General features: G+C 38.6%; 10 protein-coding genes. 7 read left to right on the plus strand and 3 right to left on the minus strand.

What is annotated here, in order from left to right:
• The first annotated feature begins 215 nt into the window (after positions 1 to 215).
• Complete coding sequence (nhaC, locus tag IGJ87_RS02810) at positions 216 to 1,634, plus strand: Na+/H+ antiporter NhaC (RefSeq protein WP_002293307.1); 1,419 nt, start codon at positions 216 to 218, stop codon at positions 1,632 to 1,634.
• A gap of 507 nt (positions 1,635 to 2,141) precedes the next feature.
• On the opposite strand, the gene IGJ87_RS02815 is transcribed toward nhaC, so the two are convergent.
• Both IGJ87_RS02815 and IGJ87_RS02820 read right to left on the minus strand, forming a co-directional pair.
• Entirely contained in the window at positions 2,142 to 2,585 is a 444-nt protein-coding gene (locus tag IGJ87_RS02815) for a DUF305 domain-containing protein (protein ID WP_002299975.1), read from the minus strand.
• Between the two features lie 215 nt (positions 2,586 to 2,800).
• Positions 2,801 to 4,141, minus strand: a complete 1,341-nt coding sequence (locus tag IGJ87_RS02820; protein WP_002296179.1) for an amino acid permease — start codon at positions 4,139 to 4,141, stop codon at positions 2,801 to 2,803.
• Positions 4,142 to 4,409: 268 nt separating this feature from the next.
• Here IGJ87_RS02820 and IGJ87_RS02825 point away from each other — a divergent pair, with 268 nt between their 5' ends.
• Complete coding sequence (locus IGJ87_RS02825) at positions 4,410 to 5,306, plus strand: hypothetical protein (protein ID WP_002323722.1); 897 nt, start codon at positions 4,410 to 4,412, stop codon at positions 5,304 to 5,306.
• 149 nt (positions 5,307 to 5,455) lie between these two features.
• Here IGJ87_RS02825 and IGJ87_RS02830 read toward each other — a convergent pair whose 3' ends face one another.
• Positions 5,456 to 6,397, minus strand: a complete 942-nt coding sequence (locus tag IGJ87_RS02830) for a 2-dehydropantoate 2-reductase (protein WP_002323721.1) — start codon at positions 6,395 to 6,397, stop codon at positions 5,456 to 5,458.
• A 125-nt stretch (positions 6,398 to 6,522) separates the two neighbouring features.
• On the opposite strand from IGJ87_RS02830, the gene IGJ87_RS02835 reads away from it, so the two are divergent.
• The 5 genes from IGJ87_RS02835 to murQ all read left to right on the plus strand — a co-directional run bounded on the left by IGJ87_RS02835 (position 6,523) and on the right by murQ (position 12,169).
• Positions 6,523 to 7,644 carry a glycerate kinase family protein gene (locus IGJ87_RS02835; protein ID WP_002291594.1) on the plus strand — a complete coding sequence of 374 codons (1,122 nt, stop codon included), beginning with the start codon at positions 6,523 to 6,525 and terminating at the stop codon, positions 7,642 to 7,644.
• A 257-nt stretch (positions 7,645 to 7,901) separates the two neighbouring features.
• The gene (gene eat(A), locus IGJ87_RS02840; protein WP_002291593.1) at positions 7,902 to 9,404 is read left to right on the plus strand and encodes an ABC-F type ribosomal protection-like protein Eat(A); all 1,503 of its coding nucleotides are present in this window, start codon (positions 7,902 to 7,904) and stop codon (positions 9,402 to 9,404) included.
• Positions 9,405 to 9,470: 66 nt separating this feature from the next.
• Complete coding sequence (locus IGJ87_RS02845) at positions 9,471 to 9,998, plus strand: histidine phosphatase family protein (RefSeq protein ID WP_002296174.1); 528 nt, start codon at positions 9,471 to 9,473, stop codon at positions 9,996 to 9,998.
• A gap of 210 nt (positions 9,999 to 10,208) precedes the next feature.
• The gene (locus tag IGJ87_RS02850) at positions 10,209 to 11,270 is read left to right on the plus strand and encodes a DUF871 domain-containing protein (RefSeq protein WP_002291589.1); all 1,062 of its coding nucleotides are present in this window, start codon (positions 10,209 to 10,211) and stop codon (positions 11,268 to 11,270) included.
• A 2-nt stretch (positions 11,271 to 11,272) separates the two neighbouring features.
• Positions 11,273 to 12,169, plus strand: a complete 897-nt coding sequence (murQ, locus tag IGJ87_RS02855; protein WP_002287094.1) for an N-acetylmuramic acid 6-phosphate etherase — start codon at positions 11,273 to 11,275, stop codon at positions 12,167 to 12,169.
• Position 12,170 lies beyond the last annotated feature (1 nt).

Here is a 12,170-nt window from a genome sequence, read left to right on the forward strand (position 1 = left end):
CGAATTACATGGAAAGTCCATACATTTGAATAAAAGTTTGAAAGTGAAAAACAGATCTGTTTTTAATTAAGGTGGTACCGCGGAGTCATTCGTCCTTAGTTTAAAACAGGTCTTTTTATTTTTATAAAGGAGGAATCGCGGATGAATTGCGGCGGAGTAATCCGATATCTTAACTTTTTTAGAACATAAGAACAACTAAAAAAGGAGAGATTATCATGGGAAAAAAAGGAACACCAAGTTTTTTAGAAGCAACACTTGTATTAATGGTTATTGTTTTAGGCATTGCGATTGGCGTTGTCGGATTAAAGGTCTCACCTAATATCACGATCTTAGCAGCGATCGGAATGGTCATGTTGTATGCAGTGATAAAAAGATATCCGACAGATTGGCTGCACGAAGGAATCATCAATGGCATCAAACCAGGAATCATCCCAATCTTTATTTTTATTTTAGTCGGTTCATTGATTGCTGTATGGATACAAGCAGGGATCATTCCAACTCTAATGGTCATTGGGTTCAAATTGATCAGTGTCCAGTGGTTTGTCCCTTCTGTATTTGTTGTGTGTGCAATCGTAGGTAGCGCTGTAGGGAGTGCCTTTACTGTTATGTCAACGATTGGGATTGCATTTTTCGGTATTGGGACAACACTAGGCCTAAATCCAGCGCTGGTTGTTGGAGCTATTGTTTCAGGTGCCGTTTTTGGAGATAAGATGTCTCCATTATCCGAATCAACAAATCTAGCAGCAGCTATTGTTGATGCCGATTTGTTCAAACACATCAAGCATATGATGTGGTCAACTGTTCCGGCATTTGTTGTTTCTTTCTTTTTATTCATGATTTTAGGACACACAAGTAAAGCCGCAAGTCTTTCATCTATTCGTGAAGTGACTGATGTTCTAGAAGCAAACTTTACTATTTCAATCTGGTCACTGATTCCTTTATTTTTAATGTTACTGTGTGCATGGAAAAAGGTGCCGGCAATTTTGACGATTTTGTTGAATATCGCTGTAGCAGTAGGAATGATTTTTATTCAAAACCCACAAACTTCCTTAACGAAGTTGGCTGGGGTCATCGAATCAGGGTTTGTTTCAAATACTGGAAACCAACAAATCGATTCACTGCTTAGCCGCGGAGGAATCGAAAGTATGATGCCTACTGTGTCATTGATTATTCTAACTTTGTCATTAGGTGGATTGTTGATCGAATTTGGCTTGATCTCAACCGTGATGGAACGAGTATCAAGAAAGATGACGAACACACCAAAATTGATTTTTACAACATTGATGACAAGTATCGGAGTAAATATTTTTATTGGTGAACAATTCCTATCTGTTATTCTGCCTGGTAATGCATTTAAAGAAACTTATGAAAAAGCAGGATTTGATCCAACTGTATTAGGTAGAACGCTAGAAGATGGTGGAACAGTAATCAACTACTTAGTGCCTTGGGGAATTGCCGGAAGTTTCGTAGCAAGTACATTTGGTATTCCTACACTCACTTACTTGCCATTCGTATTTTTCAGTTTGCTTTCTCCTGTGTTTTCGATGGTCAGTGCCTTCACAGGTTGGGGAATCTCAAAAAAATTTGTGAAACCGCAAGAAGCAGTAAGCAAGACAGCGCAATTAGAACAATAAAAACATAAAAAGGGATTGTGACAAGACTTTTGTCACAATCCCTTTTTACGAATAAACGGTATTCAAAAGCCAGTTTCTCGGTATTAAGCCAAATTTATACAAAAATGTGGAAAGCCATTTTCACAAAATTTTTCTTAATACGCGAAACTAAGCGACTTTTTCACAACCTCTCCACTAAACGGTGTTCAATCAGCTGACCCTCGGTATTAGCTCAAAAAATGGCAAAATATGAGGAACTATTTTGCCATTTGTTTCTCTAATACTCAGGTCAGAACGCTGATTTTACAACCTCTTAATAAAACGGTGTTCAAAAGCTTGCATCTGCGGTAATAAGCCTAACCAAACGAAAAATAGGAGAAGCTATTTTTGTTTGGCTGTTCTTATTACTTGATGCAGGGCAGCTTTTTCACAACCCCTTATTCACGGTGTTCCAGAAGTAGCTTCTTCTTATTTCTTGAAGCTGATCACTTCTGGAACATCCTCTTTTTTTATTTGGACGGATAATGGTCATTCCATTTCTTTGATCATTTTTTTCATTTTGTCGATCTCTTCTTCTTGTGCCTGAATGATTTCTTCCGCTAATTTTTTTACTTCAGGATCTTTTAAATCAGCTCGTTTACTTGTCAGGATAGCGATAGAATGATGAGGAATCATGGCCTTCATCCAAGCTGTGTCGTTGACAGTAGTTTGGCTTCGTACCATAAACAAGGAACCGGCAAAAACAAGAAGACTAGCGGCTAAGATCATAACATTTATCTTTTTGTTTTCATACATTTTCCACATGAACAACAGCATGATGACTGCCATGACTGCACCCATCATCAACGCCATGAATACTCGTGTACGACTGAAGAAGATATGATCGAGCGCATAGACATTCAAGTACATCATACCAAACATAACTACCGTTGAAACACCGATCATCAACAAAAACTTCCAATACTTTTTCATTTAAAACAAACTCCTTTTTTTCATTCCTTTCTTCTATCATGTCATGAGCATGGAGAACAATCAATTATTTTGCACAGAGGGTTTTTGAACACCGTTTACCAAGAGGTCGTGAGACTGTTTATTCGGAAAAAGGAACTGCAACAATTTTTGTCGCAGCTCCTTTTTTCAATAGCTCTAGCTATTCAATATAAATAGAATAAAATTCTCTATTGGTTTCATTCATTCGTCAAGACGAACGCATCATTCTTTTTTTGATAACTGAAATAAATGAACAGGTAAAGCAAACCGGTCAATACAGTTACCCCAATGGAGTTCGTGAATAGGATACCGAGGAAAATCAACCCTAAGACAGCTAATGCAAAAAAGCTGATTCCTTTGTCCCATAACGTTCCTTTCCTTAGTGCCAGTACAAAGGATGCCGCACTGATAATGATCCAGATCAATAATACTGTATACGAAAGGGAACCTGCCAGATAGCCAAATAATTTGTCACCGACAAAATAAGAAAGAGCTACACCAAGATAAAGAACACTGGTACAAAATAAAACAGCACGTTGCGGTACTTGATGCTTGTTTAAAACAGCTAGTTTTCTAGAGGAACCTTTTCGATCCTTCAAACGGAAGAACAAAATTCTTGAAGATGCATACACACCCGAATTGATAGATGAGAACAAAGCAAGGACAATAACAAAATTGACGATATCCGCTGCAAATGGGATATTCATTTTTTCAAATACCATCACAAAAGGACTGACATTCGTACCTGCTAAAGTATTCCAAGGAAAAAGAATCAAAAGCAAAAACAAAGGAATGATGTAAAAGGAAATGATTCTTCCCATGACACCTTTGATGGCTTTAGGAATCGCACGTTTAGGATCATCTGCTTCGCTTACCGTGATAGCAATCAGTTCAGAACCGCCGTAAGAATAGATAACTACAAGCAAAGAACTGATGATTCCCTTCATACCATGAGGAGTAAACCCACCATGGTCAGTCAATTGCTGAAGGGTAGGGAAAACGCCTGTGCCCAACATTTGCTGACCGACAAGATAAGTAGCAAAAATGATCAGTAAGATAATGACACTGATTTTAGCAAAAGCCAGCCAATATTCTGTTTCTGCGAATAACCGTACCGAATAAAGATTGATGATCGTAGTCAAAACAGCCAACATAAAAACAAATACCCAGGCTGGAATGTGCGGGAACCACAACTGCAAAAAGGAAGCAGCTGCAACAGCTTCAGCGATGATATTGATAATCCACATAGACCAGTAGACCCAATCAGTAAAATCAGCAGAATGAGCACCTAGATAAGGGCGTATCAAACCGGATAATCCGTGATGCGTGTCGCCACCGCTTAAAACGATTTTTCCCAGACCTTTCATCACGATATATAAAATCAGTCCACCAATCAAAAAAGCAATCAATACAGAAGGGCCGGCGATTCCAATCGCTTCGCCACTTCCTTTAAATAGACCTGCACCGATTGCTCCACCTAAAGCTAACATGGTGATATGTCTGGAGCTAAGTTGTTTTTTCAATTTTTTATCTTCCATAAATGACCTCTTTCTTTTAAATTCACAATCAAAATTTATATTAAGAATAAATAGCAATATTTAACAATGACTAATGATAACAAATTTTCAGACAATTACAACTATTCAGAAAACTTTTAGGCGAATTTTAATAGAAGAATGATTTATTTCATCATATTTTCATACAAATGTTAAATTTTCATACAAATATAGGAAGCGTTTTACTGGCTTTTTACTATTTAAACAGGCTATCATAGGAAAAAGTGACAGAGAAAGTGAGGCGGAAAAGATGAACAAAAATGACGTACTGCTAGTTGCAAAAAATAAATCACTTTATTTTTTGCCTTCCATCCGCTCTTTAGATGTTTGGTCCGGAAAAGATTTACTACAGTCGGAATTCATTAAATCAGCTAGACAACAGTTGGCAAATTATCAGCTGATCGTTTTTTTAGATTATGGATTTGATATGGAGATGGCTCGACGCGTGCGCCCATTTACCAATGCAAAAATTGTGTTATTTTTTTGGAATCACTTCAAAGCAGAACACGAGGCGATGCTGAAGCAGGCACAAGATGAACCGGCAATCGATGAGATTTATCATTTTGATTTTTTGGAAGCAAAAGAACTTGGGCTGAAACATAATAGTTCATTTTATTCGAAACATATGGATTTTTCTTCTAGCGAACCAAAGACGGATCTATTTTTTGGTGCAACGAATAATGGGAGAAAAGAACGAGCAGAAAGCTATAAGCAGGAATTTATAAAAAGAGATGTTACGACCAACTATTTCATTCTTCCACATCGAGGGAATGAACAACCTGGATATCTTACTTATGAAGAGTACCTGAAAAAAACAGGGGAATCGCGCGGGATTCTGGAACTGTTGCGGGAGGGTCAGCAAGGAGTGACTTTGCGGACATTTGAATCTATGTATTTTCAAAAGAAACTAGTAACGGATAATCAAGCGATTGCTCATTATCATTTTTATCGTCCTGAAAATATTTTTTTGCTTCGAGAACGTGATTTAGATGAATTACCGGAATTTCTGCATACACCTTTTAAGCCAATCCCATCAGAGCTATTGGAATTTTATGATGCAGAAAATTGGGCAAAACGATTTATCACTAACGATTCCACTATTTATGAGCAATACGAATATGACCTCTCCTCTGTTGAAAATAAATAAAAAACCTACATTTTGAAGATATTATGTACCGAAACAAACAAGCACAATTCTTATGGCATCATGAGAGTTGTGTTTTCTTTTTGATCTTTCATTGGGCTTAAAAAAAGAGAACCAGCTGCTGATTCAGCTGATTCTCATCAGAGAGCCTTTTATTCTGCGCCAAGGATTCCTTCTTTTGCATGGACTAATTGGGTCAAAAAGGCACAATATGGTGTAGCAATATCATATTTTTGTCCTTTTCGCCAAACGGCACCATCGATGTAGTCGATTTCAGTCAAACGATGGTTTTTGATCAGGTCTTGGTACATAGATGGGTAATGCAACCCGATGTTGTCAGGATCATAAGTAGAAGCAATATGTTGGTACACTTCTTCTTGATCTAGTATGATTCCTTCTTTTGCTGCGATAGAAGCAAATTCAGATACGATTGTTCGAACCATGCTCTCTGCCGCTTTTTGCGCGCCTAGTTCAGCAATATTACAATCCAAAATCGTGCATAAACCATTCAATGTTCCATTTACACAAGCTTTTCGCCAAATGGAATAACGAACATTATGGCTATAGATCGGATTTAATTTTGCTTCTTGAAAGACTTCTACAACTTCTTTTGTAAATGCTTCGCCTTCTGGTTCCAAGTTCTCTAGTTCGATTTCTCCATCACCTAACAATGTGACTTTTCCGGGACCAGCCAGACCAGCTGTCCACATCGTGATCCCAAATAAGATATTTTTCTTTGGCACATATTTTTCCAGTACATCTTCATGACCTAATCCATTTAGTAAACACAAAACATAAGTATTGTCAGTAATAATGGATTGGATCGAACGAAACATATCATCTAATTGATTCGCTTTTGTTAATGCTACGATCAAGTCCACGTGTTCGTTGCTTTCGATGATTTCTTCTGGTGAATAGATTGGCAGTTTTGCGACCACTTCTTTACCGTTAAAGTCAGCAATCAACCCATTTGTACGAATGGCTTCAATGTGAGCAGGCCAACGATCGATCAAGAGGACCTCATTTCCGCTTTGATGTAGCATCAATCCGATTCGGCTGCCCATTGCTCCGGCCCCAGCTATTGCGATTTTCATGTTTTTTCTCTCCTTTATTCAATGAGTTCCCTTTTAGTATATAGAAAGATGGAAGAAAATAGCATTGTTTTGTTTGAAAAAAATGAAAAAAAGTGTCTTACTTAAGAAGAAAGTGAGGGATACAGATGGATATTTTGGCGGCAATTGATTCATTTAAAGGAAGTGCTTCTTCATTTGAACTAAATCAGGCAGTTCTAAATGGCTGGGAAGATCGTAAAGGAAGAAAAATCAATGTGCCGATTGCAGATGGCGGAGAAAATACTGCAGAAGCAATCTATTACGCGCTCGGGGGAACATGGCGTACCATTGATGGGATGGATCTCTTATTCCGTCAGCGAAAAATCAGCTATTTATTGACAACTTGGCAAGGAAAAAATACCGCAGTCATCGAATCTGCACAAGCATTGGGGTTAGATCTACTTGATAAACCAACGGATCAAACTATCCGACTTGCTTCCAGTTATGCCTTAGGAGAACTTATCAAAGATGCACTGCTTCAAGAAGTAGAACAAATTATTGTCACTTTAGGAGGAAGCGGGTGTAGCGATGGTGGTCTAGGATTACTCCAATCCTTGGGTGCTTCTTTAGAAGGGTACACAGAAGGAAATCCTTTATTATCTACTAAAAAACTTCATTTTGATCGAAGAAACGTTCTTGTTTCTAAAGTAAAATTGATTATCGCTGCAGATGTTACCAATCCATATACAGGTCAACAAGGAGCTGCTTGGCAATTTGGAAGACAAAAAGGAGGAATAGATACGACGCTAGCTTTCTTAGATAAACAAGCAGGAAAGATTGCTCAGCAAATAAAAGATTTCTGGGAGGTGGATTTAGATGATATTCCAGGAAGTGGAGCAGCAGGCGGTATTGGTGGAGCCCTTTTTTTGTTGGGAGCGAAGATGGTTTCTGGTTTCGATTTAGTCAGCCAAATCACTGGATTGGAAAAAAAGATCGAACAAGCAGATGTCATCATTACAGGAGAAGGGCGGATCGATCAGCAAACGATCCACGGAAAAGTTCCATACGGTGTAGCAGTGCTTGCAAAAAAATATCGAAAACCAATCATCGCTATTTGCGGAAGTAGAGACCAAGAGCTAGAAGGACTCTCTGATTTTCTCCCAATTGTCTTAAGTATTCATTTGGGTCCAATAGGTTTAGAAGAAGCAATGGAACACAGGCAAACATTAGAAAAAACAAAAATCTTAGGACAGACACTTAGCAGATTTTTCACCATCCTCCCGAAGTAGTTGACAAAATCATTTTCTTTATGCTATCGTAATTTCAAATATAGGACAAAGTGAGGGATCCGTGCATTGAAAAATTAAGTCGATTGATGAAAGCTGCATTCAGACTGTACCTTGTGGAGACAAGGGAGCAGTGTGCAGATTTTCGGGATTGGCTTGGTTTTTTCGATGTATGGGTCTTTTTGTGTGTACCCAACCCTTGCATCCTCTTTAGCCAGTTCTGAAAATAGGACTGGTCTTTTTTTGCGAGGTGATGGAAAATGTCTAAAATCGAAATAAAAAATCTGACATTCGGCTACGACAGCCAAGGCACATTATTATTTGAACAAGCAAATCTAAATTTTGACACACAATGGAAACTAGGACTTATCGGACGAAACGGTCGAGGAAAGACAACTTTACTGAATATTCTACAAAACAAACTACCTTATCAAGGGCAAGTAATCCATCAGCAAGAATTTGTCTATTTCCCGCAACAGACAAAAGATAAAGAACGTTTAACCTATTACGTGTTAAATGATATTACGGATTTTGAGATATGGGAAATCGAAAGAGAGCTCCAATTGATGCAAACAGATCCTGAAATCTTATGGAGAGAATTCAGCACACTATCAGGGGGAGAGAAGACAAAAGTCCTACTGGCACTTTTATTTGTGGATGACACTCATTTCCCGTTAATCGATGAACCAACGAATCATTTGGATATCTCTGGTAGAAAACAAGTAGCGGCTTATTTGAAAAAGAAAAAACAAGGCTTCATCGTGGTCAGCCATGACCGGGGATTTATCGATGAAGTAGTGGACCATGTTTTAGCAATCGAAAAAAGTCAACTGGAACTTTATCAAGGGAATTTCTCTATCTATGAAGAACAGAAAAAACTTCGTGATGAATTTGAAATGGCTCAAAATGAAAAATTGAAAAAAGAAGTCAGTAGGCTAAAGAAAACAGCAGCTGAAAAAGCCGAATGGTCTCGTTCCCGAGAAGGAGATAAAACAAAGAAACAAGTCGGATTCATCGATACTGAATCTAGACGAGTGAATAAAGGAGCAGTGGGTGCTGATGCTGCACGGACGATGAAACGATCCAAAGCAATCGTGAATCGGATGGAGACCCAGATCAGCGAGAAAGAAAAACTATTAAAAGATATCGAATATATCGATTCTTTGACGATGAATAGCCAAGCGTCTCACCATAAGCGACTTTTAAGCGTAGAAGATCTTCAATTAGGGTATGAAAATCTGTTATTCGAGCCAATTCATTTTACAATCGAGCCTCATCAGCGGGTGGCGATTTCAGGACCTAACGGTGCAGGAAAGTCATCCATTATCCATTATCTTCTGGGGGCATTCAACGGCAAGGTTATAGGAGAAAAATCCCAGCCAAAACATCTGAGCATTAGTTATGTACGCCAAAATTATGAAGACAATCGAGGAACGTTGGCGGAATTTGCAGAGAAAAACCAAGTAGACTACCAAGCATTTTTGAACAACCTCCGAAAGCTTGGGATGGAAAGAGATGTTTTTCATAACAAGATCGAGCAGATGAGTATGGGCCAACGGAAAAAAGTGGAATTGGCTAAATCTTTATCACAGCCAGCTGAACTATATATATGGGATGAACCATTGAATTATTTGGATGTCTTCAATCAAGAACAATTAGAACAACTGATCTTGAACGTGAAACCTGCCATGTTACTAGTGGAACATGATCAAACCTTCCTGGATAAAGTATCTACTGAGATTATTTCTCTTGAGAAAATCTAACCCTTGTAATCTCAAGAACAACAAGGTATGGTTAAGGGGAACTTTGCCAACGAAGGAGAGAATCACATGCTTTATGTAACGAGACACGGAGAAACAACTTGGAACGCACAAGGATTAGTTTGCGGACGGGCAGATGTGCCGCTGACTGAAAAAGGACAGATGCAGGCACAGAAACTAGCAGAAAAGGTAGTAGATTTGCCTGTTCCAATCACGAAAATCATCCATTCCCCTCTTCAACGAGCAAGAGATACAGCACAAGCAGTTGCTGATCGTCTCAGCTTGCCGCTGACCGTTGATGAACGATTGGTAGAAATGGATTTTGGGGATTATGATGGACTGCCAAGCAAAGATGAGAACTTTCAAAAAGCACGTTTAGCGTTCGCTGTACGATTCCCAAATGGGGAGTCAGTCTTAGATGTGTATGCACGGATCGTTCCTTTATTGAAAGAATGCATCGAAGACGAAGAAAATGTCTATCTGTTAGTTTGCCATAATGCCTTGATAAGAGTGATCAATGCTTATTTTCATCCGATGCCTAATGAGGGGTTCTTTACATTCATGGTAGATAATACAGAATTGGTTTCTTATGAGTAATTATGTGTTTGTGTTATTTAAATAAAATATTTCAAGGCACTGCTTTTGCTTAGCAGTGCCTTTTTTAGGTTATGACAATTCTTTTGGTAATATAAACTCAACCTTTAGAAACGAAATTTAATTATTTTAATAAAAGTGTTGAAATTTTATTTCTTTAGATATATACTCTAGTCATAGAAATGAAGACGGATACAGAAAAAGAGGGATAATATGTTTGGCTTTTCAATATTTATGAACGATTCTTTGTCAGAAGAGAAGAAACAGTATATCCGCCAAATGGCATCCAATGGCTTTGTCGGTATTTTCACTTCCATGCATATACCAGAAGATGATGTTTCGGCATATCAAAAGCGATTGATCGAACTAGGAAGCGAAGCGAAAAAGAATAAACTAGAATTGATGGTCGATATTTCAGGAGAGGCATTGGAACGAGCTGGTTTTTCATTAGAAGATCTCACGCCTTTGAAAGCAATTGGTGTAACAGGTTTAAGAATGGATTATCATATTTCCAATCAGCAGATTGCCGACTGGTCACATCAATTGAAAATCAGTTTGAATGCTAGCACGATCACGCCTAAAGATATCGATGAATTGAAAGAAGCAGAAGCTGATTTCTCACAGATTGAAGCTTGGCATAATTATTATCCACGTCCCGAAACAGGGCTGGACAAAGAATGGTATCAGAAAAAAAATCAATGGCTCAAAATTCAAGGTCTCCTTGTCCAAGGTTTTGTACCAGGAGATACAGAGTTGAGAGGCCCACTATATCAAGGATTGCCGACTTTGGAAGAACATCGCGGGGTCCATCCTCTTGCAGGCGCTCTAGATCTATTAGCAAGTAACACGGATATTGTTTACATCGGAGATGCAGGTCTGTCAGAAAACGTTCAGGAGCAATTTGCTTCTTTCCAAAAAGAACAGACAGTCTTGCTCCATACGGAACCTGTAGATGAAGAATTTTACGAATATATATTAGGGAAGCATACGAATCGGCAAGACGATGCAAGAGATGTCATACGAAGCGCAGATGCACGTTTTCGAGAGATTCCGCCTATCCCAGCAAGAAATACAGCTACGCGTATGAAAGGGTCTATTACTTTAGATAACGAAAAGTATTTGCGCTATATGGGTGAGATCCAATTAACTAAATATGATTTGCCAGCGGATGAAAAAGTGAATGTAGTAGCCAAAGTTATCAAAGAAGAGCTACCATTGATCAACCAAATCAAAGCTGGTATGAACTATCAATTTATAAGAAAAGAAGGAAGATAAAAATGAGCAAAATCAATTTAGAGAACCTAACAACGGAACGCAGAAACCAAGAAACTTTTGGATTAGATGAGATGAGTATTTCTCAAGCCGTTCAACTAATGAACAAAGAAGATCAGAAAGTGGCCGCTGCGGTTGAAAAAGAACTGACAAGTATCGAACCAGTGATTGCTAACACGATTGAATCCTTTAAAAAAGGTGGACGCCTGATTTATATGGGAGCCGGAACAAGTGGAAGACTAGGTGTGTTAGATGCTGCTGAATGCGTACCGACATTCGGTGTAGAACCGGAAATGGTCATAGGTCTAATTGCTGGTGGAGAAGAAGCAATGACTGTAGCTGTCGAAGGGGCCGAGGATTCTTATGAGCTAGGGCAAGAAGATCTAATCAAGCTGAATTTGACAAAAAATGATATAGTTATTGGTATCGCAGCTAGCGGTCGTACACCATATGTGATCGGTGGATTAGATTACGCAAAATCGATCGGTGCTGTCACAGGAACGATTTCTTGCAATAAACAAGCCGAAATCAGTAAACACGCGGATTTCCCAATCGAAGTCGATGCAGGTCCAGAATTTTTGACAGGCTCTACTCGATTGAAGTCAGGAACAGCACAAAAACTGATCTTGAATATGATTTCTACTATCAGTATGATTGGTATAGGTAAAGTATTCAATAACTTGATGGTCGATGTCAAACCAACAAATGAAAAACTAATCGAACGCTCAAAACGAATCATCATGCAAGCGACAGAAGCTGATTACGAAACAGCTGAAAAGTACTTTGAAGAAGCAGATCAAAATGTTAAGCTGGCTATCGTCATGATTTTGACAAATAGTGATAAAGAGGAAGCTCAAGCAAAATTAGCTGAAGCAAACGGATTTGTAAAAGGGACCTTATGAG

This window comes from Enterococcus sp. DIV1411a (assembly GCF_050531945.1).
Taxonomy (GTDB): domain Bacteria; phylum Bacillota; class Bacilli; order Lactobacillales; family Enterococcaceae; genus Enterococcus_B; species Enterococcus_B faecium.